Source organism: Rahnella sikkimica, from assembly GCF_002951615.1.
Classification (GTDB): domain Bacteria; phylum Pseudomonadota; class Gammaproteobacteria; order Enterobacterales; family Enterobacteriaceae; genus Rahnella; species Rahnella sikkimica.
The window spans coordinates 1497750-1520764 of record NZ_CP019062.1; the positions used below are offsets into that span (position 1 = coordinate 1497750).

The window sequence follows — 23015 nt, forward strand, 5'->3', positions numbered from 1 at the left end:
CCACAGATTTCGCTTTTATTTTGTTCAAAACATGAAAATTATTGACATAATAATCACCAGAATTTAGAAAATTATTTACATTTAATTCCCGCCGTTTCTTTCCTTTTATGAGGTTAATGATGACCCGCACCGGACCGCTTTCCCCAGCCTCTGCCAGCCAGTCTCGCCGCGCGTTAGTCGCCGGTTCGGTGGGCAACTTTATCGAATGGTACGAATTTGGCGTTTACGGTTATCTGGCGACCCTGATCGCCGGTAACTTTTTCACGCTCGAAGGCCAGACCGGCATGACCGGTTTGCTTCTGACGTATGCGTCGTTTGCACTGGCCTTTTTTTGCCGCCCGATTGGCGCGATTATTTTTGGCCGCATCGGCGACCGCATTGGCCGTAAGCCGACGCTGATCGCCGTGGTGTTACTGATGACGCTCGCCACCGCCATCATCGGTATCCTGCCGACTTACGCGCAGATTGGCGTCGCCGCGCCGTTATTGCTCACGCTGATGCGCATGTTCCAGGGCTTATTTGCAGGCGGTGAATTCGGTGGCGCGGTGTCGCTGATGACGGAATTCGCCCCGAAAGGCAAACGCGGAATTTACGGCGCGTGGCAGTCGTTTACCGTGTCACTCGGTTTACTGACTGGCGTGGCGCTGGTGGCCATTCTGGTGCAGTGGTTACCTGAAGCCGAAATGAAAGCCTGGGGCTGGCGCATTCCGTTCCTGCTGGCCCTGCCGATGGGGCTGGTGGCGCTTTATCTGCGTCTGAAACTCGACGAAACGCCGACCTTTATTGCCAGCCAGAAACCGGACAAGAACGCACCGCGCACGGCGGAAGAAAAAGCCTCAACGCTGGCGACAGCCAAAGCTATCGCGCTGGGCATTGGCCGCATGATGGGCTGGTCGGCGGGCGGTTACACCTTCCTGGTGGTGATGCCGTCTTATCTGCAAACCTCGCTTCACGCCACGTTTTTACAGGCGCTGGTGGCGACGGTGCTGGCGAACATCGGTTTTGCGATTGCGATCCTGCCATCGGGCTGGCTGAGTGACAAAATCGGCCGTAAAAAAGTGATGATGATTGCCGTATTAGCGGTGATTATTCTCAGTTTCCCGCTGCTGCATTTGCTGCAAAACCCGGACAGCAGCCTGCTGGCAAAAGGCGTCGCCGTGCTGATTGCCGGCGCAACCATCGGCATGATCGCAGGCCCCGGCCCGGCGATGCTGGCGGAAATGTTCCCGACCCGCGTGCGCTATACCGGTCTGGGGCTGTCGTATTCATTGTCAAACGCCGTGTTCTCCGGCTGCGCAGGGCTGATTATCACCGGCCTGATTAAAGAAACCGGCAATCTGGATATTCCGGCCTATTACGTGGTGGCGACCTGCGTGGTCAGCCTGTTTGCGCTGATGACGCTGCGCAAAGACGACCATCTTCGCGAACTGGAAAAATAACCGATGAATCTGCAATCGCGTTTACAGGCTTTGCAGGGCAGCTTTTCACCGGCTGAACAGCGGATTATTACCCTCATCATGCTGAGCCCGCCGGATATTGCGAAATTGAGCGTGACAGCGCTGGCAAAGCTCGCCGAAACCAGCACTGCCACGGTGGTGAGAACCAGCAAGCGGTTAGGGTTTGAGGGGTATCCCGCGATGCGGCTGGCGCTGGCGGCAGAATTGCCCCATACGCTGCCGCCTCTCGAATCGCCGCTGGCGGCGGACATTAATGAAACCGATTCCCCGAAGCAAATCCTGCATAAACTGCTGGCGTTTGAGGTGGAAGGCGCGACCGCCACGGCGCAGTTGCTGAAAGGCGAATCGCTGGAACAGGCAGTTGCGGCGCTGGCACAGGCGCGGCGGATTGACGTCTACGGCGCAGGCGCATCTTCGCTGGTGGCACAGGATTTTTGCCAGAAACTGCGCCGCATCGGCCTTATCGCCCAGACGTTTGGCAGCACCGATGAAAGTCTGGTCAGCGCCTGTCAGTTAACGGCGGCGGATGTGGCGCTGGCGATTTCCCATTCAGGCGAAACGGCGGGCGTTCTGGACGCCCTTCTGCACGCGAAAAACGCCGGCGCGATGACGCTCGCCATCACCGCCAGTGGCCGGTCACCGCTGGCGCGCAAGGCTGACGTGGTGCTGCCCACCAGCAGCCGTGAACTGGGTTTTCGCGCCGCCGCGATGGCGAGCCGCACCAGCCAGCTGCTGATTATCGATTGCCTGTATATCGGCGTCGCGCAGCGTTTACCCGGTGCGCGGGACGCCTTACGCAAAACCCATGATGCCGTGCGCCAGCGCCGTCGCTGATATTCCGGCACTTCACAACGCGCCTTCTATACTTCATAAAACACTTCGTTTTATGCGTTTATCTGAGGGCAGCCATGTTCACCCACCGTTTGGTTTTTCCTGCCAGCGTGCTTCGCGGACGCGGAGCGATTAAACATTTAGGCGCAATGTGCGGACGTCTCGGCCAGCGCGCCCTGTTAGTCGGCGGCAAACGCGCGATTGCCAGCGTGGAAGCCAACGTCGCCGAACAGCTCGAACAACAGATGGTCAGTTATCTGGGCAGCGAAGTGTTCAACGGCGAATGTTGCCAGCAGGAAATCAACCGGCTGGCGGACGTTTTCCGCACGCAGGGCGTTGAAGTGATTATCGCCACCGGCGGCGGTAAGGCGCTGGACACCGCCAAAGCGGCGGGCGTCGCCTGCAACATTCCGGTCGTGACGTTGCCGAGCATTGCGGGCACCTGCTCCGCCGTCACCTCGCTGGCGTTTCGTTATCATGAGGACGGCGAATTCCGTGACATGGTTCCGCTCCCCTGCGGCCCGGCGGCAGCGGTAATCGACGCAGATTTACTGGCGGCCTCCCCGCTGGCGTGGCTTTCAGCCGGTATCGGCGACACGCTGGCAAAGTGGTACGAATACCGCGCCATCAGTGACCTGAACCAGCTCACCGGCCTTGCCGGTGTCGCGAGAACCAACAGTGAACTTTGCTATACGCTGATCGAACACTTCGCCGCCGACGCCTGTTTCGCGGTGCAGGATGGCAAAGCCAGCAACGCGCTCGAACAGGTGCTCGATGCGATTTTCCTCTACGCCGGGTTAACGTCAATTATGAGCAACGGCGCACACACCGGCGCTTCTCATGCGTTATACGAAGGTTTCACCGCCTGCGCTAAAACCCGCCACGTCGCCCACGGTTTACTGGTCGGTTACGGGAATTTGTGCCTGCTGGCGCTCGAAGGCCGCAGCGATGAAGAGCTGCACATCGCGTTAGCCCTTGCGCGTGCCAGCGCGATCCCGACACAGCTTTCGCACATCGCGGAAGGCCTGACGGAGCAGGATCTGGCGGTGATTATCGACCGGAGTCTGAGTACGCCGGATATGGCAAACATGCCGGGGGATGTCTGCTTCGCAGATGTGAGGGGGGCGATTGAGAGAGTCGAAGGGCTCGCCGCCCAAACGGGCTGATAAATTTTGGGTTGCCACCCAAACGGGACTTTGGTTTTAAATAACCAAGCAAGCTTCGGTTTTTCACTTGCAGTGAGACGCTGTCGGCGGACCGCGAAAGTTTCGGTTTGTCACTTGCCGTGAGGGCTGGATCGAGAATATTTCGGTTTTTCAATAACAGCTATCACTCGGCGGCTGGCGCCGAAACCGACCAGAGAGGGCCAGGACGGGCCCTCTCTGGACTCTCCGCGTCTTTTTACAACACGCGCTGTCGCTGGCTGGCTATGTTTCAGGTGCCACAGCTATTGCCGCGAAACCTTGCCGCTGCGCGGTTCCCTTACTCGGTTTCGAGCCACAGGTCTCGAAACACTTCGCTCGGCAAGCTTTCTGAAAGCGGCCGGAGGCTTTTTCAATTCAACAATCAGCCTGCATCTATCTTCCGAATTACATAGCTATTGGCCGCTTTCAAAACGACGTTGAGTGAGGAGTGAGAAACAGCGAGAGTCTTTTTTCGAGCGGGTTCGAACCCGAGGCGAAAGGACCGCGCAGCGGCGGCGTTTGCGGCACTAGCCTGAGTGGCTGAAACATGGCCAGCAAGCGACAGCGCGCAGTTAAAAAAGCGCAGAGTCCAGAGACCCGCGCGTTACCGGGTCTTTGGTCGGTGTGGGCCGACGCCCACGACCTTGAATTTGAATTTGAATTTGAATTTGAATTTGAAGGCAGTCCCGAATCAAGGATTCAAAAAGCCCCCTTTTTCCTCCCCCAACTCCCATAGTTTCCTCCGAATCAGCTGTTTAAGCTTTAACGCCGCCTGCGAAGCAGGCTGATCCCTCCGGCTCAGCAGGATCACCTCAAACGGCAGTGCCTCCACGACAGGCACTATCTTAAGCTGATCGACATACCGCCTCGCGGTAAACGTATCGACAACGCCGACACCCCCGCCCGCCAGCACCATGTCGGCAATCACCGAATAGGTTTTGATGAACAAGGTCGAAGCCGGCATCAGACTGTTTTCACGCAAAACACGGTTGAGCACCTGCCCGAGCGGATCCTGTTGCTGGAGCATCAGCAAATCGTTGTCACACAGCCACGCCAGCGACACCGGGCCTTCGACCGGGGAATCCTTCGGTAATAACGCCACCATGTTAGCCTGATAAATCGACTCGGCGACCAGTTCCTGCGTGGCCTGCTCGCCGAAGGCCAGCGCGAAATCCATTTTGTATTGCAGCAGATCCTGACTCAGCGTGTTGAAATGCCCGGTCACCAGTTCGACGCTGCCGCCGGGCGTCTGGCGGCGAAAATCCACCAGCACCGGAGCCATGACGCTGTGCCCCAGCGCGTGCGCCGAGCCGATGCGCACATGCTGGCCTTCGCCCTGACGCAGTTGTTCCGCCAGTTCACCAATCGCCTGAATATGGCTGAACAGCGCCTCGACTTCCGGCATCAGACGGCGGCCTTCGGGCGTGACGATCAAGCCCTGCGGCGTGCGGTCAAACAGCGTAAAACCCAGCTGCTGTTCCGCGTGGTTCAATACGCGGCTGACGTTGGGCTGCGAAACGTTGAGCAATCGCGCCGCGCCGCTGACGCTGCCCGCCTGTAAAACCGCCTGAAAGACTTCAATGTGGCGTAAGCGCATTTATTTCTGCGTCGTCGCAAGGTAAGAAAATGCGCTTAACAGGCTGATAATATTGGCGACGTTCGGGCTGTGATAGCCGACGGTGACGGCGTCGATGCGCTCAACGCCGGGGATCAGACTGAACAAGTCGGCCAGAACCGGTTTCGCCGCCATCAGTTCAAGGTGGTATGGCGCACTGAATCTTCCTGCGGTCAGCGGCGCGGGTTTGCTGACGGCAATCGTCGCCTGTTTGCGGATTTTGGCGCAGGCAATTGACGGGCTGTCGGATTCAGCGGCGTTAGCGGAAATCGCGCGTTTCACGCAGACGTACTGGGATTCCGGGTAATGGCGGCGGATCCAGGTTTCGAGATGATCGTCGCCGGTTACCAGCCACAGCGGAACGTTCAGTTCGGCACCGGCGGCGGCGTACAAATCGCTTTCGCCGACCACGTTGCCGTTGAGTTTGACGCGGTAAAAGGCGCGGCCATTAATGGTATGCGCCAGCACGCCGTTTTCTCCGGCGGCGGTGTGATAACCGACAAACATCAGGCCGTCGTATTGCTGCTGTTGCAGGCCTTCGACCATCGATAATCCGCGCGGTTTGCCCTGCACCAGACGGGCGCGCGGGTCGATTTTGTCCGCACGCAGGTTCTGCATCATCGCGTGGCTGTCGGCGACCGTCACTTCCATCGCGCCACCGGCAAATGCGCCGTCAATGGCGGCATTCACTTCGCCTTCCATCAGCGCCCGCGCGGCGTCGTAATCCGCATTGCCGGGGCTGCATTGCTCGGGGCGCATCACGCCCGCAATACCTTCGATGTCAGCAGAGATAAAGACTTTCATAATGGTTTCCCTTTTAAATTTGCGAGGTTGTCCAGAATTTCAGTCAACCCCAGCCGGTAATGCCCGTCGAATCCGCAGACGGTTTCTGCACTCAGTAAGGCATCAATAATAGCGTGTTCTGTGGCATCTGCCGCGAGCGCCAGCAGCGGTTCCAGTTTTGCCTCGGCCAACGTGACACTGTCACGCTTTGTGGAAAATGCCAGCGCGATATCACCGGAACCGTGGCCCCAGTAGCTGCCCAGACGCCCTAACCCTGCACCGGCGCGTTTAGCGATCCGCCCGAGCTGACGGCTGTCGAGATAACGGTCGCAGGCCATGATGATAATGATGGACCCGGCGTCCACCTGCGGAGCAAGCTGTGGCTGGATTTTCGCGATGGCGTCGCCGACGCGCACGCCGTCGAGCGTCAGTTCGGACAACTTGCCGAAATTCGCCAGCACCAGCACGCCGAGCGTTGCGCTAAGTTCTTCACACCAGCGCGACGCCGTGCCGATCCCGCCTTTCAGGCCGAAACTGCTCATGCCCCGCCCGGCTCCCACGCTGCCACGGGCAAACGCTTTTGTCGCGCCGTCGAGTGCGGTCAGCGCGTCGTCTTCACTGACCGCCATCGCCTGAATGTCGTTAAGATAGAAGTCATTACATTCGAGGATCACCGGATTAATCGTCGCGTCCGGTCTGCCCATTTGCGGAAATTGTTGGCAACTGCGTTTCACCAGTGCGTTAAATAACGTGCCGGTCGCAAAAGTATTGCTGAGCAGAACGGGCGTTTGCAGTTCGCCCAGTTCCATTATCTGGATCAGCCCCATCGGTTTGGCAAAACCATTCAGCACCGCCGCACCGCACGGCAACGGGGTTTCATAAAGGTTATCGCCCGGCGGCACAATCGCGGTGACGCCGGTCTGGATATCCCCCGCTGCCAGCGTGCTGTGGCCGACGGTCACGCCCGCGACGTCGGTGATGGAATTGGACGGCCCGCTTGGAAAACGCGGGTGAAAAATCTGACGCGTTTTGCGCCAGCGTTGCAGCAAGGCCGCCAGCGTCTGCTGCGTGAATTCGTCTTGATTATCTTGCGGGAGCATCAGTCTTCCGTTTCATGTCATGAGTTCAGAGCGTAATTACTTTTTCAGTTTAGGATCGAGCGTGTCACGCAGCGCGTCGCCGAGCAAATTAAACGCCAGAACCGTGAGGAATATCGCCAGTCCGGGGAAAACACTGACGTTCCATTTGCCCGCCATCATCATGTTACGGCTCATCGCCAGAATATTGCCCCACTCCGGCACGTCCGGTTCCGGGCCAAGACCGATAAAACTCAGGCTGGCGGCGGTCAGAATGCTGGTACCGATGCGCATGGTGAAATAGACAATCACGTTCGAGAGCGTGCCCGGCAGGATGTGACGCAAAATCACCACGCGGTCAGGCGCACCGACGCAGCGCACCGCTTCCACGTAGGCACTTTGTTTGATGGATAACGTCGCCGCGCGGACGATGCGGGCGAAAACCGGCACGCTGAACACTGCCACGGCGATAATCACGTTATTCAGGCCGGGACCGAGGATGGCGACGACGGCAATCGCCAGCAACATACCGGGAAACGCAAACAGAACGTCGGATCCGCGCATGATCAGCATGTCCGCCCAGCGACCATAATAGCCCGCCAGTAATCCGAGCAAAACACCGGCAATCATGCCCAGCGTGACCGAGAAAATGCCGACGTAGAGCGAAATCCGCGCGCCATAAATAATACGACTGAGCACGTCGCGGCCCAGATCATCGGTACCAAACCAGTGTTCCGGCGTCGGGCCAACGCCCAGCGCCATCCAGTCGGGTGTCATCGGATCATAAGGCGCGAGCCACGGCGCAAAAATGGCCACCAGGATCAGCAGCAGAATAAATCCGCCGGACACCAGCGCCATCGGATGGCGCATAAACGTCTGGAAAAAGTCGTACCACGGCGAGCGGATATCATCACTGTGCGGGGCAACCGCTGCCGGTTGAGTTTCCACCGGTGGAGAAACAGGATCGGTCATATACAGCTCCTAGCGCAGACGAATCGCCGGATTGACCACGGCGTAAAGCACGTCAACCAGCAAATTAATCAGAATAAATTCAAACACAAACAGCATAACCAGCGCCTGAATGACCGGCTGATCCTGCGTTTTGATGGATTCGATGAGTAACCAGCCCAGTCCCGGCCAGCTGAAGACGCTTTCGACGATAATCGAACCGCCCAGCAGGAAACCAAACTGCAAGCCCAGCATGGTGATAATCGGGATCAGCGCGTTGCGCATGATGTGTTTCCAGGTCACCAGCCGCGCCCGTAAGCCTTTGGCGTTAGCGGTGCGCACGTAATCTTCCTGCGCCACGTCGAGAAACGCCGAACGGGTGAAACGCGCCATCACCGCCGCCACCGAAGAACCGAGCGTAATCGCCGGCAGAATGATGTCGGTCGGCTGGTTAAATCCGCTGACGGCAAATATCCCAAACGGCATCGCAACAAACTGAATCAAGAGCAACCCGAGCCAGAACGGCGGCATGGAAATCCCGCCGACCGCCATGCTCATTAATGTCCAGTCCTGCCATTTTCCGCGTTTAAGCGCTGAGACCACGCCAATCACCAGCCCCAGGACCACTGACCAGGCGAAACCGGCCAGCGCCAGCAGCAACGTGGGCATAAATCCGCTTTCTATTACGCTTAACACCGGCTGACGCGTGCGGTACGTCGTGCCCAGATCGCCATGCACCATGCCGTTTAGCCAGTGCCCGTACTGCGCCGGAAGCGGATCATTCAGACCAAGCAGTTGCCGCGCTGACTCAACCGCCTCAATCGTCGCATCCTGACCGGCGTAAATACGCGCCGGGTCACCCGGCAGCAGCTTGATAAATCCAAATACCAGTAAGGACACCACCAGTAAAACCGGGATCATCTCCAGTAACCGGCGGATTAAATAGGTCAGCATAAATGTGTTTCCCTGAGCCTGTATATTGATGACGGTTTACTCATCCCCGGCGCAGAAGAGAGAGCTGACCGAAGGTCTGGCCTTTGCTCCCCCCCTGCGCAGGGGAGGGAGTAAACCACAACATAATTTGTTCTGGCCTTTGCTCCTCCCCCTGCGAAGGGGGAGGTTGGGAGGGGGTTTAGCAGACATGTACCTTGCCAAAGCACACTTCAACCAGAGTTTTTAACCTTAATACCCCACCCCAACCCTCCCCTTCGCAGGGGAGGGAGTAAACCGCATACACGTTCTGGCAATCAATTACTTAAACTGTGCCTGATTGAAAATCAGAGAACCGTCGGCCAGCATGTAGACGCCGGACAAGGCTTTGCTCTTACCGACCAGATTGTCCGGGACGCCCAGATAGGCCATCGGCGCATCGGCCCACAGCACTTTCTGCGCATCGGCATACGCCGCTTTACGTTTTTCAACGTCGGCGGTTTGCAGCCCGGCGGTGATCGCCGCATCAACCTGTTTATTGCTGTAATACGATACGTTGTAGGCCGACGGGATCCAGGATTCGGTGGCGAACAGCGGGCGCAACGCCCAGTCAGCGTCACCCGTTGAAGCCGACCATGCGCCGTAATACATTTCGACTTTCGCATCCGCCGGTTTCGCCGTGCTCCACAGGCGCTGCGTCAGGGTTCCGGCGTCCATCGGTACCAGTTTCACGCGCACGCCAATCAGTGAGAGTTGCTGTTTCAGGAACTGCGCGCTGCGGATACGGTCGGTTTTGTTGGAACTCCACATTTCCACGTCGAAGCCCTTCTCATACCCGGCTTCTTTCATCAGCTCTTTCGCTTTGGCGATGTTGTAGCTGTAATCCGGCGCGGTTTGCTTCTGGTAGAACTGGACGTTTTTCGGCAGCGGCGACGTGGACGGCGAACCTAAACCGCCGAAACCGACTTTCAGCCAGAGATTACGGTCAATGGCGTAGTTGATTGCCTGACGGACGCGCACGTCAGAGAACTCTTTTTTCTGCGTGTTGAACGCGATGTAATACAGATAAATGCTCGGGTTCTGAGCGATATCGAGTTTCGGATCGCTTTTCACGGTTTCCACCAGATCAGACGGCAGCGGATACACCGCATCCACGCCGCCGGATTTCAGTTTTGCCACCTGCGTGGAATCTTCCGGCGTTGGATACAGCGTCACGGAATCGACTTTCGGCCAGCCTTTCTGCCAGTAGTTGTCGTATTTCACCAGTTTGACGTCCTTGCCCTGCTGCCATTCGACGAATTTAAACGGACCGGTGCCGACAGGATGCACACTCAGATCCTGTTCATTCGGATACTGTTTCAGCGACGCCGGGCTGTGCATGACCGCAGACGGGTGCGCCAGCGTGTTGATCATCGCGCCAAACGGTTTGTTCAGCGTGATTTTGACCTGATACGGGCTGACCACGTCTACCGATTTAATCATGCTGAACAGTGAGTTACGTTTCAGATGATTGGCCGGATCCGCCAGACGGCCGAGGTTTGCTTTTACCGCATCGGCGTTAAACGGCGTGCCGTCCTGGAAGGTCACGTCGTGGCGCAGGTTGATAGTAAATTCAGTGGCGTCGCTGTTGCTGGTGTAATCAGTTGCCAGCACCGGCACGACGGCCATTTTGCTGTCGAACTGGAACAGGCGTTCAAAAATCCCGCTCTGGATGGAATAACTCAGGGTGTCCGTGGTGTCGTGCGGATCAAAACCGGTCACGTCGGCATACATGGAAATGCGCAGATCTTTCGCCTGTGCAGAAGCGGCAAAACAGAGCGCCAGCCCTGCTGCCAGCAGGCTTTTACGTAGAAACGTCGAGTGCATGAACTTCTCCTGTGTGTTCCAAAAAAGAAATATGATTTATCCCTGCGCGACCCAGTGGTGCTCGCTGACGCGGGAATATTTGAGTTTTTCTATCTGTACACCTGCCGGATGCACCGGCGACTTCACTTCCACATCATCAAAATTACGCAACGCACGCTGCGTTGGATCCGCCACCGGCACTGAACTGAGCAGGCGACGGGTGTAAGTGTGTTGAGGATTGCTAAACACGGCGTCGCGCGGACCAATTTCCACAATCTGCCCGCTGTACATCACCGCGACGCGGTTGGCGATGCGTTCCACCACCGCCATATCGTGCGAGATAAACAGCCACGCCACGCCGGTGTCGCGCTGTAAATCCATCATCAGATTCACCACCTGCGCCTGAATAGAAACATCCAGCGCCGACACCGCTTCGTCGGCAATAATCACCTGCGGCTGCAACGCCATCGCGCGCGCAATCGCGATTCGCTGACGCTGGCCGCCGGAGAATTCATGGGGATAACGCCGCGCAAAAGAGGGATCCAGCCCGACGCTTTTCAGCAACTGGTTCACCACCGGCGTGGCATCCGCCAGTGATTTTTTCAGGCCGTGCAGTAATAAAGGTTCGGCGATTGAAAAACCGACGGTCAGACGCGGGTTCAGCGAGGCATACGGATCCTGAAACACCATCTGGATCTGACGTCGCACCGCCTGAAACGGCGTGTCGCGCATCAGCGTAATTTCTTTGCCTTCCAGATGAATGCTTTCGGATTCACTGCCGACCAGACGTAAAATCGCGCGCCCGGTGGTGGATTTCCCGCAGCCACTTTCCCCGACCAGCGCCAGCGTTTCGCCCGGCCAGATTGAAAAATCAATTTGCTCAACGGCGTGAACTTCTTTGGTCACGCGTGACAAAACACCGGAGCGGATCGGGTAACAGACGCGTAATCCGCGCACGTCAAGCAGCGGCGGCGCGTCGTAATTCGCGGTTTTCTGATCGCCGTCTGCCGCAGAAATGTGAGGCTCATCACCTGCAACCGATTGCTTATTTGCACCATTTATAGCCGCACTGAGCAGCGGAAAACGGCGTGGCCATTTCAGCCCTTGCATGTCGCCCAGTTTCGGTACGGCGGCCAGCAATGCGCGGGTATAAGGGTGCTGCGCGTGGGCAAAAATGTCGGTCACGCTGCCCTGTTCCACCACGTTGCCCTGATACATCACCACCACGCGGTCGGCAATTTCAGCGACAACGCCCATATCGTGGGTAATAAAGAGCACGGACATGTCTGTGCCTTTTTGGAGGTCCCGCAGAATTTGCAGAATGCGCGCCTGCACGGTGACATCCAGCGCGGTAGTCGGCTCATCGGCAATCAGCAATGCCGGATCACAGGCCAGCGCCTGCGCAATCATGACGCGCTGACGCATACCGCCGGAAAGTTCGTGGGGATAACATTTGAGAATGCGTTCAACGTCGGGGATACGCACCTGTTTGAGCAGATCACGGGCAATATTGAGCGCGGTGGCTTTGTTCGCCATGCCGTGGTCAATCAGCCCTTCCGTGAGCTGATCGCCAACCCGCAACACCGGGTTCAGCGACGTCATCGGTTCCTGGAAGATCATCGACATTTCGCGGCCACGCAATTTGCGTCGCGCGTCTGCCGGAAGCGAATTAAGCGCGTGCCGCGTGCCATCGCGCCCGAAAAAATTGATGCTGCCACCGTCGATATGGGCGGAATCCGGCAGCAGGCCCATCACGCTCAGGGACGTGACGGATTTACCGGAGCCGCTTTCGCCGACCACCGCCACCACTTCACCTTTATTAATAGAAAAGGAAACGCCCTTCAGCGCCTGAGTTTTGCCCTGACGGCCGGAAAACGTGACCGACAAATCGTTAATCTGCAAGATTGGCGATGGCTGTTCATTTATCAAAAAAACGTCCCCTTTAGAGATAACAGTTAAAAATCAGAGCCAGACTTCGCCGTTCTGGTAGCGCAACGCCGGTTCAGCGTCCTGCGCCAGCCAGATCGGGCCATCAAGATCGACACGTTCGGCCTGAACCGCCACCGGCAGCGCGGCTTCCATGGCAATGGAAGAACCGAGCATACAACCGACCATGATCCGCAGCCCCAGACGGCGGGCTTCTTCGGTCATCGCCAGCGCTTCGGTCAGCCCGCCGCACTTATCGAGCTTGATGTTGATCATCTCGTAACGGTCGCGCAGACCGGCGATATCCGAACGTTCGTGACAGCTTTCGTCGGCGCAGACAGGAATGGGATGCAAACACCGCACCAGATCGTGGTCATTACCTGCCGGAAGCGGTTGTTCAATCATCGCCACGTTAAATTCATGCAGCGCCTGGAACAGGCTGCCGAGATCGAGGCCCTGCCAGGCTTCGTTGGCATCCACGACCAGCGTCGCCAGCGGTGCCGCTGCGCGGATAGCCGCAACCTTCTCGATAATCTGCTCGCGGTCGAGTTTGATTTTCAGCAACTGCGCGCCACCGGCCACGGCAATGCCGGCTGCTTTCGCCATGTTTTCCACGGAATCCAGGCTCAGGGTTTCTGCGGTAATCACCGAAACAGGTTTCGGCATATCAAGCAGTTGCCACAAGGTTTTGCCCTGTTTTGCCGCATCCAGACGCCACAGTGCACAGTCGAGGGCATTGCGCGCCGAACCGATCGGCATCACGTCCTGCAACGCTTCACGGGTCAGCCCCTCTTCGACCCGCGTTCGGATCACATCCAGCTGCTCGCAAACGCTTTGCGGCGATTCCTGATAATGCGCGGTGGGCGTGCATTCGCCGGTGGCGGTAAATTCACCGTCGGTTAGGGTCACTCGCACCACGGTGACGGCGGTGCGCGTTCCGCGTGAAATCGCAAAGGGCTTCGCCAGCGGCAGTTCGGCTGACAGGAAAGTCATCTGAATCATCAGCCGTTATCCCTGATCCATTGCGCGATATTTTTGATGCCGAAACGCACCGGATCGGTCGCCGGAACGCCGAATTCTTCACTGATTTCCGCCAGCGCGATTTTGGCTTCTTCTTCACTCACGGCAGAGGTGTTCAGCGAGAAACCAGCGAGTTTAACGTCCGGGCTGGTGAGACTGGCCGCCGCCAGATTGGTATCCAGGCATTGGCGCAGCGTCGGCATAAACTGATGCGGCAGATGGCGCATATGCGGGCGGCCAAGTTCATGACACATCACCAGCAAATGCGCCTGCGCGCCGTGGATCAGGCCCATGCTGACGCCTGCAAATGACGGATGATAAAGCGAACCCTGCCCTTCGATAATGTCCCAGTGGTCATCGTCGTTAGCCGGTGACAGCGCCTCAACTGCGCCGGAAATAAAGTCAGCAATCACAGCATCAATCGCGATACCGGCACCGGCCACCAGCACGCCGGTCTGGCCGGTGGCGCGGAAATCAGCTTTCAAATCCAGTTCGCGCATGGCAGATTCCAGCGCCAGCGAGGTGTACATTTTGCCGACGGAACAGTCGGTGCCGACGGTCAGAATGCGTTTGCCGCTGCGCTTCTTGCCAGTGCCGGTATCCAGCTCCGGCTGCATATGGCGCACATCGAACAGCTGCACGTTATGTTCAGCGGCCAGCGCCACCAGCTCAGGAATATCGTTCAGCCCCTGATGTAAACCGTTCGCCACGTTCAGCCCGGCGCGGATCGCCGTTTTGATCGAATCAAGCCAGTGACGGGGTAATTTGCCGCCCGAATTCGCCGTGCCCAGCACCATGGTTTTTGCGCCCTGCGCAATCGCGGTGTCGATATCCAGATCCGGTAATCCCAGAGACACCGAATCCGTCGCCAGACGAATTTGCCCGACGCAGGCTTCAGGACGCCAGACGTGTATCCCGCGCGCGGTTTTGGCCGCCAGCGGATCCATCACATCGCCCAGGAATAACAGGTACGGCTTGGGTATTTGCTGCATGTCAGTTTCTCCGGAAATGAATTTTAGAATGTGTTTTAAGTCAGACCGGAGTTCACTATTCCACGGGCGACACGCCCCGGCGAATACTTGTTTAGCGCTGGGGTATAACCTCAGGCTATAGGGTTTAGCGTATTGAATTTGAGGGATTATTTAAGGTAGCGGGACATAGCGTGAGGCGGGGGAACCTCGGGGGAAAACAGCAATAAAAAAAGGCAGAGCCAATGAACTCTGCCTTTGCGATTACCTTTTTCAGACACAGAATGGGGTAATAATTTCGTCCACTAACTTAGAAGCGGTAAGTCAGCGCAACAGCGACAACGTCATCAGAGCTCACGCCCAGTTTGTTGTTGTCATCGATCAGGTTGATCTCGTAGTCAACATAGGTGTACATGTTTTTGTTGAAGTAGTAAGTCGCACCGATTTCAACGTATTTGACCAGATCCTGATCGCCAATGCCGTTTTCAACGTCTTTCGCTTTAGACTGAACATAACCGACTGAAGGACGCAGACCGTTTTCGAACTGGTACTGAGCAACAAACTCGTAACCCTGAGTTTTGTTCGCGAAACCGCTTGTACCAGAAACTTTGATTGGTGCCTGATTGCGGGTTTCATTATACATAGCAGCCAGGTAAACCTGGTGTGCATCATATTTCAGACCGGTTGCCCATGCAGAAGCTTTGTCGCCTTTACCGTAAGTCCCGTTGGTTTGTGCATTAGTACGGTCTGAAGAAGAACCCGCGATAACAGCACCGATACCGGAACCTGCAATATCTTCATAATCCAGTGACGCACCGTAACCGTCGCCGTTGCCTTTAGACGTTGCACGACCGTCATTTTCGTTTTTACCCTGATATTGGAGGGCAACGTTCAGACCTTCGACCAAACCATAGAAATCTTTGTTACGGTAAGTGGCCAGACCATTAGAACGGCCCACCATGTAGTTGTCGGAGTTAGCGGTATCACCACCAAACTCTGGCAGCATATCGGTGAAGCCCAGTGCGTCATATACCACACCGTAGTTACGGCCGTAGTCGATTGAACCGAAGTTTTTGATTTTCAGACCCGCAAAGCCCAGACGAGTTTTAGTCCCTTCAGTCCCGCCATAGCTGCTGGTTGAACCATCTTTATTAAGCACAGTTGAGGTGCTTTCAGTGTGGTTAGCCTGAATGTTGTATTCCCACTGACCATAACCCGTCAATGTGTCGTTAATTTGAGTTTCACCCTTAAAGCCCAGACGCGCATAAGTTTTGTCGCCGTCTGAACTGGTGTCATCAGAGAAATAATGCTTAGCGGTTACGCGACCGTAAAGGTCCAGTTTATTGCCATCTTTGTTATAAATTTCGGCTGCATTTGCGGTAGAACCCACTGCAATTAAAGAGACCGCTAAGGCCAGCACACTGCGCTTCATCATTATTTAAGTTTCCTTGATTTTTTATAAAGGATTTCTCATGCCCGCTTTCTTTTAGGTATCGGGAATATCGGGCTGTGAGTATTTGTATATGTTTTTAAATGCGTCTGTCTGTAAAGCGATTTGAACCTTAACACTGAGCACGAAAAGTTAAAATGGAAAAGTTCGCCTCGCTAAGTCTTTTTTGCGTAAAGAGTTGTAACTTTATGTTTCAATCATAAGTCTCTAACCCCCTGATTATATGCGGTTTTCGCATAACGTTTTGCACCATAATGGTGCTTAGCATTATTTTGGTGCAACTGAGGTTTACTTTTGTAAAGCAGTTGCAAGCGGGATCACCTTTCTCAAAAGGTTTTTATCTGTTAACAATCGTTAATGAATTCACAACTGGAAAAAGCGTAATGCCTTTTAATAGTGCATAGCAGGGTAATTATTTTGAGGGTAAGTTCATTAGCAAATAAATAGAAAATGCGACCATAAGATTTTTGTACTACGCAATTTCATTCGGATTCGGATTTTTAATAAAAGCCCTCAATAAAATAAAGCCAAATTTAATCCAAAAATAATTTCCCACGTGATTAGATTGTACAAAAAATGATATTCACATATTTCCTGATTGGTTTTTATTTATTCAAAACGGGCTTTATGGTTTTTGAAAGTACTTCAGTGAAGAAAAAAAACGGTCAGCGCAGGGGAGAGATTTGCCGATTTTTACAGCGAGGAAGGTTTATGAATCATCAAAACCCTCCTCAGTATTGAGGAGGGTGATAAAAATTAACGAAACTGTGCGGCGTGAAGTTGTGCGTAGCGCCCCTGAAGGGCCAGCAGAGAGTCGTGGGTTCCCTGCTCGACGATGCCTTCTTTGTCGACCACGATAATGCGGTCAGCGTTTTGAATCGTCGCAAGACGGTGCGCGATAACCAGTGTGGTTCGTCCTTCTGAAAGCTCGGCCAGCGATTGCTGAATGGCCTGTTCGGTAGCGGTATCCAGTGCGGAGGTCGCTTCATCGAGGATCAGGATCGGCGGATTTTTGAGGAAGATGCGGGCAATGGAAAGCCGCTGTTTCTGGCCACCGGAGAGTTTAACGCCCCGCTCACCAATGACCGTGTCCATTCCCAGCGGCAGCGCGTCAATCACATCATCCAGACGTGCACGGCTGGCGGCCAGACGGATTTCCTCTTCGCTGGCATCCAGCTTGCCATAAGCAATGTTCTCGCGGATTGTGCCGCCAAACAGGAAGACGTCCTGCTGCACAATCCCGATGTTGTGGCGCAGCGAGGTTTGCGTCATATCACGGATATCAATGCCATCGATGGAAATACTGCCGCTGTCAATCTCATAGAAACGGGGCAGCAGCGAGCACAGCGTGGTTTTCCCGGCACCGGACGGCCCGACAAACGCCAGCGTTTCACCGGCATTAATCGACAGCGTGATCCCGTTCAGAATTTTGCTGGCAGGCGTATAGCCGAACACCACATTGTCGTAATGAATGTCGCCGCGCAGATGGCTGACGACCTGTGCGCCCGGACGATCCACGATATCCGGTGCGGTGTCGATCAGCTGCGTGAAACGTTTAAAACCGGCGATGCCTTTCGGATAACTTTCCAGCACCGAGCTGATTTTCGCCACCGGACGGAAGAACACTTCCACCAGCAGCAGAAAACCGACGAAGCCGCCGTAGGTCAGCTGGTCATTAATCACATACCAGGTGCCCGCCACCATCACGATCAGCTGAACCAGGCGCGTGCTCAGATAGCTCAGCGTCAGGCTGGCGGTCATGATCTGATAGGCTTTCAGTTTGGTGGTGCGGTATTTATCGTTGTCATACGCAAAGAGCTTCTGCTCATGCTCTTCGTTGGCGAACGCTTTGACCACGCGGATCCCGCCGATGCTTTCTTCTATACGTGCGTTGAAATTCCCCACCTGCCCGAACAGCCGTCGCCAGGTTTCGGTCATTTGCGCCCCGTAGCGGCTCACCATCCAGGTCATGGCCGGCACAATAATGATGGTCATCAGCGCCAGCTGCATATGCACGGTTGCCATCAGAATAAAGGCACCAATAAAGGTCATCACCGCGATAAACACATCTTCCGGCCCGTGGTGCGCGACTTCCCCGACCTCTTCCAGATCTTTGGTCACATGCGTAATGATATGGCCGGTTTTGGTATTGTCGTAATAACGGAAAGAGAGTTTCTGTAAATGGCTGAAAGCCTGACGACGCATGTCAGTTTCAATGCCGACGCCCAGCGCGTGGCCCCAGTAGTTCACAATCGCCATCAGCGCGGTGTTAAACAGGTAGATCAGCAGCAACCCGACCGTCGCGCCGATGATCAGCACCCAGTCATGGGCAGGCAGAAGCTTGTCGATGAAGGTTTTGATCGCCATCGGAAAACCCAGTTCCAGCAATCCGGCGAGGATCGCGCATCCGAAGTCGAGGAAGAACAGTTTTTTATAAGGCGCGTAATAAGCGAAAAAACGGCGGAGCATCGTGCATCCTCTGATTAAGATTACCGGCCTGTAAAGGCGAAGCGATCAGTCTAGATGAAAATTGTTATCAATCAGAGAATTTTATCTGCCTGCCTGTGACACGCATTCCACGCAAACCGGCATTCTCTTTTGATCTGGTTAAAAAAATCGGGGATACTGTTTAAATACACAGTAAGCCATATTAGCGACAGAATAAGGGGGTGTCATGGGAGAATTTACCGGTTTCACGCAGTCTGGCCTGAATTTCCTGCAGGCGCTGCGTCAGAACAACAATAAAGAGTGGTTCGACGAAAATCGTGAGATTTATCAGGAACATCTTCTCGAGCCGATGCGCAAGCTGGTCGAAGATCTGAGTCAGGATATGGTGATCATCGACGATTTGTTCGAAACGCGTCCGGCGATTGGCAAAACCATTTCCAGAATGCACCGCGATACGCGGTTTTCACACGATAAGTCGATCTACCGCTGCAATCTGTGGCTGACCTTCAAACGTTCCCGTAAAAACTGGACCGATGCGCCGGTGTACTTCTTTGAATTCGGTCAGGACTGGTGGCGTTACGGGTTGGGATATTACAGCGCGTCAAAAACCACGATGGATCTTTTCCGCCAGCAACTGCTGAAAAAGCCCGCAGAGTTTCTGAAAATGGCGAAATGCATTGAACCGAATTTCACCATCGAGGGCGACAGCTATAAACGCCCGCTGATTAAAGATCAGGATCCGGCGCTGGCGGCCTGGTACAACAAAAAATCCTTCGCGCTGATGAGTTCCCACAGGGATATGGAGCCGGTTTTGAGCAGTGAAGTGGTGGGGATTCTACGTCGTGATTTTCAGCGGATTGCGCCGTTGTATCAGATGCTGATCGGGATCGAGGGAATGAAGAAAAATCAACTGCCGTTAGGGGAAGAGTGATGTTCATGGGCTCGCCGCCCAAACGGGCCCAACTGCCCGAGAGCGTTTCGGTTTCTCACTCGCCGTGGGGGCTTAATCGGGATCGAGAACATTTCGGTTTCTCACGAGCGGTGGGAGCTTAATAAGGATCGAGGAGATTTCGGTTTCTCACGAGCGGTGACCACATGACTTTTCGCGCCGAAACCGACCAGAGAGGGCCAGGACGGGCCCTCTCTGGACTCTCTGCGTCTTTTTCACTGCGCGCTGCCGCTCGTAGGCTATGTTTCAGCAGCCACAGCTATTGCCGCGAAAACTTGCCGCTGCGCGGTTCCCTTTCTCGGTTTCGAGCCACAGGTCTCGAAACGCTTCGCGCGGCAAGCTTTCTGAAAGCGGCCACTGGCTATGTAATTCAGCATGCTTTTTGAAAGCGGCTGGAGGCTTATCTAGATTCAAAAGCAGACGAGTTTTAATCTTTTTAGATAAGTGGGCTGGCGCGCTCAAAATCCAGCTGAACAGAGCGGCTTCGAGACCTATGGCTCGAAGACCGAGTGAAGGCAGCACGAAGTGCCTGGATTTACGCCACATGCTGGAGTAACAGAACACGTCCGTCGACCCAGCGATAGCGCGCAGTTAAAAAAGCGCAGAGTCCAGAGACCCGCGCGTTACCGGGTCTTTGGTCGGTGTGGGCCGACGCCCACGACCTTGAACTTGAAGTTAACTCCCAACTCCCCCGGTTGCCTCAACCGCCATCGCCACATATATCTCCCGCAATTTCCCGGTCATCACCCCCGATTTCCCATCGCCGATCAGCTTCCCGTTCAGGCTCACCACCGGCCAGATAAAGGTTGTGGCGGAACTGATGAAAATCTCCCGTGCATTCTGCGCCTCTTCCAGCGTGAACGGACGTTCCTCAAAACGCAGGTCGTTTTGTTTCGCCAGTTCGAGCAGCGCCTGACGCGTGATCCCGTGCAGGATATGCGTACTCAGCGGACGGGTGATCAGCGTGCCGTCGGCATCGACGATCCAGGCATTGCTGGAACTGGCTTCGGTGATCAGGCCATTTTCAACCAGCAGCGCGTCATCCGCATCGTGTTTATGCGCGTACTCTTTGGCGAGGCATGGCGCTAACAGACCGACGGTTTTGATATCGCGACGCTGCCAGCGGATGTCATCCACGGAAACCATCCGGATGCCGGTTTTGGATTTCGGATGATCAATCAGCGGCCGGGCCTGCGTGAACATCAGGAATGTCGGGCTGACGTTTTCGCCGGGAAAATCAAAGTCACGGTCGCCGCTGTTGCCCCGGCTGATTTGCAGATAAACCGCCCCTTCGTGCAAATTGTTTTCGGCAATAAGGCGGTTTTGCAGGATCTCAATGTCCCCCAGCGCACAAGGCAACCGCAGATCCAGCGACTGACACGAACGCGCCAGCCGGGCCAGATGGGCGGCGTTATCCAGTAAACGACCGTTCAGAACGGCACTCACTTCATACACCGCATCCGCGAATAAGAAACCGCGGTCAAACACCGACACCTTCGCATCCTGCTCGGCAACAAACTCCCCGTTGAGGTATACCGTTCTGGTCATGTCATTTTTCCTGGCCAAATTGAAATAGGATTTTTATTAGCTTATCTGAGTCACAGGAATAAACTGCGTGAAAAATGAGCGGGCGATGTTGACGTAACGCAGGTTTCTGGTTCCCTGCAAATAAAAAAGCGCTCCGGTGAGCGCTTCAGATTGCTGACGAACCCCACATTTTCGGTGGGGTTCTTCTTTTTGAGCGACCGAAGGTCGCGATCGCGATATTTTTTCTACCTGCTTCATCGATGACTTCCTGAACCCGCATAAGCACTCTCATCAACGCCGATAACTCACTGTATAGCCCCAATAAAAGACAAAAATGCGCCAGCAGCGCTATCTTTTTCATATTCTGCGCCGCTGCTGCCAGCAGGCACTGCATCTGCACTTTCATCAGCCCGCGGAACCGCGCGTAACGGTGCCCGTGATGCTGTTTGGCATCCGCGAAGCTTCTTTCCACCGTCTCTTTTCGCCATTGGTACACCTTCTTGCCCCACGCCGTCAGCCACATCTCATTCGCCCGCTCCTTGCTCGCTTCCCACACGTGTCGCGTCACCACTTTTTGCGTGTTTTGGCTCTGCGTACACGTCTTTAGTCTGGGGCATTTCGCGCACACTTCCGGCGAACTGTGATAATGGCGATACCCCTCGCGGCTCGTGGTTTTATAAATCAGTAGTGCCTTTTCGGGGCAGCGATAGGCATCGATTTTAGGGTCATAGACGAAGTCTTTTTTCTGCAGTTTATTCTGCCCTCTGTTCGGCCTGCGATAGCCCAGAACCGGGATGATTTGCATCTCTTCCACCAGATGGCAGACGGCTGCGTTGAAGTAGCCCGCATCCAGCCCGACGGCAACCGGGTTCAGCGGGAACCGCGCCAGCTGGCGCTCCAGGCGCGCGATATAAGGCTGGGCGTCGTTGACGTTGCCCGGCGTGGTGTGTGTATCGGTGATGATACCGTGCTTGCCGTCGACGGTGCGGTGGTCGAGCCAGAAGAAGCCTTTCGGCTTGTTATCCCGGTGCATGAAGCCGCTTTCCGGGTCAGTTTTGCTGACCTTGGTGTTCTTCATTTTCACGGTCGTCGACGGCGCTAACGGCTTTTTTCCGGCGGCCTCCCGGTCTTCATCGATGGCCGCATTCAGGGTATCAATATAGGCGCTGGCCTTCACCGGGCGGGGTTCGTTGACCGCCTTATGCGGATTGGCGTTGGCTTTAAGATGCGTGCTGTCAGTGTAGAGCACGCGGCCGTTCACCATACCTTTGGCGATGGCCTGCTCAACGACATTGTCGAACACGCGCTGGAACACGTCCGTGCCGTTGAAGCGGCGGATGCGGTTCTGGCTGAGGGTTGAGGCATCGGGAATTTTGTCGGTCAGGCCGAGGCGCAGGAACCAGCGGTAGGCGACGTTGACCTGAATTTCCTGCACGAGGCGGCGTTCGCTGGGGACGCCAAAGAGGTAGCCAAGCAGCATCATTTTAAACAGGACCACGGGGTCAATGGCGGGACGGCCGTTGTCGTGACAATAAAGATGGGCGACTTCGTCGCGGATAAACTCGAAATCGATGGCGGCGTCGACTTTACGCACGAGATGATTTTTGGGCACCAGCTCTTCGAGGGTGACCATTTCGATTTGATATTGCTGAGGGGCGGATTCTTTAAGCATGGGTGTTAGCTCATAAATTAGGCTAACCCTATTAGATCAAAGTCCTGGCCATGAGGCCAGGACTTTGTCAGCAATCTGAAGCGCTCCGGTGAGCGCTTTTCGTGAGAATTGCCAGACGATCAGAGCTGGCCTTTCTTCTTTTTATTACGGATGACCAGCCAGCTGATCAGCGCCATTACCGCACCCATAAAAATAAACCAGATGCCAAGCATCAGCTGGGGTGCCATTTCACCCGGCGGGGTCTCAGGGCTGCCGACGATCAGGCCGTGAAGTGCGGCGACAATGCCGATTACCAGTAAAATCAGGCTGTTGCGTAATAAACGACGGGCAACAGTCATAGGTTGTCTTGGAGTGGCCATCAGTACGTCCTTGAGCAAAAAAATAAA

General features: G+C 55.3%; 18 protein-coding genes. 4 read left to right on the forward strand and 14 right to left on the reverse strand.

Translation table 11 applies throughout. The annotated features are described in order from the left end of the window. Window positions 1-119 precede the first annotated feature (119 nt). The 3 genes from BV494_RS06705 (at window position 120) to BV494_RS06715 (ending at window position 3454) form a co-directional block, all read left to right on the forward strand. Window positions 120-1439: an MFS transporter gene (locus BV494_RS06705; RefSeq protein ID WP_104922155.1), complete on the forward strand. Its 1320-nt coding sequence runs from the start codon at window positions 120-122 to the stop codon at window positions 1437-1439. 3 nt (window positions 1440-1442) lie between these two features. Next, window positions 1443-2291: a MurR/RpiR family transcriptional regulator gene (locus BV494_RS06710; protein ID WP_104922156.1), complete on the forward strand. Its 849-nt coding sequence runs from the start codon at window positions 1443-1445 to the stop codon at window positions 2289-2291. Between the two features lie 74 nt (window positions 2292-2365). Next, the gene (locus BV494_RS06715) at window positions 2366-3454 is read left to right on the forward strand and encodes an iron-containing alcohol dehydrogenase family protein (RefSeq protein ID WP_104922157.1); all 1089 of its coding nucleotides are present in this window, start codon (window positions 2366-2368) and stop codon (window positions 3452-3454) included. A gap of 709 nt (window positions 3455-4163) precedes the next feature. Here BV494_RS06715 and BV494_RS06720 read toward each other — a convergent pair. The 11 genes from BV494_RS06720 to BV494_RS06770 form a co-directional block, all read right to left on the reverse strand. Next, window positions 4164-5069: a LysR family transcriptional regulator gene (locus BV494_RS06720; RefSeq protein ID WP_104922158.1), complete on the reverse strand. Its 906-nt coding sequence runs from the start codon at window positions 5067-5069 to the stop codon at window positions 4164-4166. Beyond that, on the reverse strand, window positions 5070-5891 hold the full coding sequence (locus BV494_RS06725) for a M55 family metallopeptidase (protein WP_104922159.1): 822 nt from the start codon (window positions 5889-5891) through the stop codon (window positions 5070-5072). Further along, window positions 5888-6970: a DmpA family aminopeptidase gene (locus BV494_RS06730; RefSeq protein ID WP_104922160.1), complete on the reverse strand. Its 1083-nt coding sequence runs from the start codon at window positions 6968-6970 to the stop codon at window positions 5888-5890. The genes BV494_RS06725 and BV494_RS06730 overlap by 4 nt, the downstream gene beginning before the upstream one ends. 36 nt (window positions 6971-7006) lie before the next feature. Next, window positions 7007-7918, reverse strand: a complete 912-nt coding sequence (locus BV494_RS06735; RefSeq protein WP_104922161.1) for an ABC transporter permease subunit — start codon at window positions 7916-7918, stop codon at window positions 7007-7009. Window positions 7919-7927: 9 nt separating this feature from the next. Then, on the reverse strand, window positions 7928-8848 hold the full coding sequence (locus tag BV494_RS06740) for an ABC transporter permease subunit (RefSeq protein WP_104922162.1): 921 nt from the start codon (window positions 8846-8848) through the stop codon (window positions 7928-7930). A gap of 297 nt (window positions 8849-9145) precedes the next feature. Next, window positions 9146-10690 (reverse strand): glutathione ABC transporter substrate-binding protein, encoded by a 1545-nt coding sequence (locus BV494_RS06745; RefSeq protein WP_104922163.1) that lies wholly within the window; start codon window positions 10688-10690, stop codon window positions 9146-9148. A gap of 36 nt (window positions 10691-10726) precedes the next feature. Next, window positions 10727-12598 carry an ABC transporter ATP-binding protein gene (locus tag BV494_RS06750; protein WP_226790042.1) on the reverse strand — a complete coding sequence of 624 codons (1872 nt, stop codon included), beginning with the start codon at window positions 12596-12598 and terminating at the stop codon, window positions 10727-10729. A gap of 33 nt (window positions 12599-12631) precedes the next feature. Next, entirely contained in the window at window positions 12632-13597 is a 966-nt protein-coding gene (dgcA, locus tag BV494_RS06755; RefSeq protein ID WP_104922164.1) for an N-acetyl-D-Glu racemase DgcA, read from the reverse strand. Next, on the reverse strand, window positions 13597-14607 hold the full coding sequence (gene dgcN / locus BV494_RS06760) for an N-acetyltransferase DgcN (RefSeq protein ID WP_104922165.1): 1011 nt from the start codon (window positions 14605-14607) through the stop codon (window positions 13597-13599). The genes dgcA and dgcN overlap by 1 nt, the downstream gene beginning before the upstream one ends. A 286-nt stretch (window positions 14608-14893) precedes the next feature. Then, a complete protein-coding gene (locus BV494_RS06765; RefSeq protein WP_104922166.1) occupies window positions 14894-16018 on the reverse strand; it encodes a porin in 1125 nt (374 codons plus the stop codon). A 771-nt stretch (window positions 16019-16789) separates the two neighbouring features. Continuing rightward, on the reverse strand, window positions 16790-18502 hold the full coding sequence (locus BV494_RS06770; RefSeq protein ID WP_104922167.1) for an ABC transporter ATP-binding protein: 1713 nt from the start codon (window positions 18500-18502) through the stop codon (window positions 16790-16792). Between the two features lie 205 nt (window positions 18503-18707). Between BV494_RS06770 and BV494_RS06775 the strand changes: the two genes are divergently transcribed. Continuing rightward, complete coding sequence (locus tag BV494_RS06775) at window positions 18708-19412, forward strand: DUF2461 domain-containing protein (protein ID WP_104922168.1); 705 nt, start codon at window positions 18708-18710, stop codon at window positions 19410-19412. Between the two features lie 693 nt (window positions 19413-20105). Here the strand turns inward: BV494_RS06775 and BV494_RS06780 are convergent. The 3 genes from BV494_RS06780 to BV494_RS06790 all read right to left on the reverse strand — a co-directional run bounded on the left by BV494_RS06780 (window position 20106) and on the right by BV494_RS06790 (window position 22988). Then, a complete protein-coding gene (locus BV494_RS06780) occupies window positions 20106-20978 on the reverse strand; it encodes a D-amino-acid transaminase (RefSeq protein ID WP_104922169.1) in 873 nt (290 codons plus the stop codon). A 145-nt stretch (window positions 20979-21123) separates the two neighbouring features. Next, window positions 21124-22629: an IS1182 family transposase gene (locus tag BV494_RS06785; RefSeq protein ID WP_104922170.1), complete on the reverse strand. Its 1506-nt coding sequence runs from the start codon at window positions 22627-22629 to the stop codon at window positions 21124-21126. 119 nt (window positions 22630-22748) lie between these two features. Then, window positions 22749-22988: a hypothetical protein gene (locus BV494_RS06790; RefSeq protein ID WP_104922171.1), complete on the reverse strand. Its 240-nt coding sequence runs from the start codon at window positions 22986-22988 to the stop codon at window positions 22749-22751. Window positions 22989-23015: the final 27 nt, after the last annotated feature.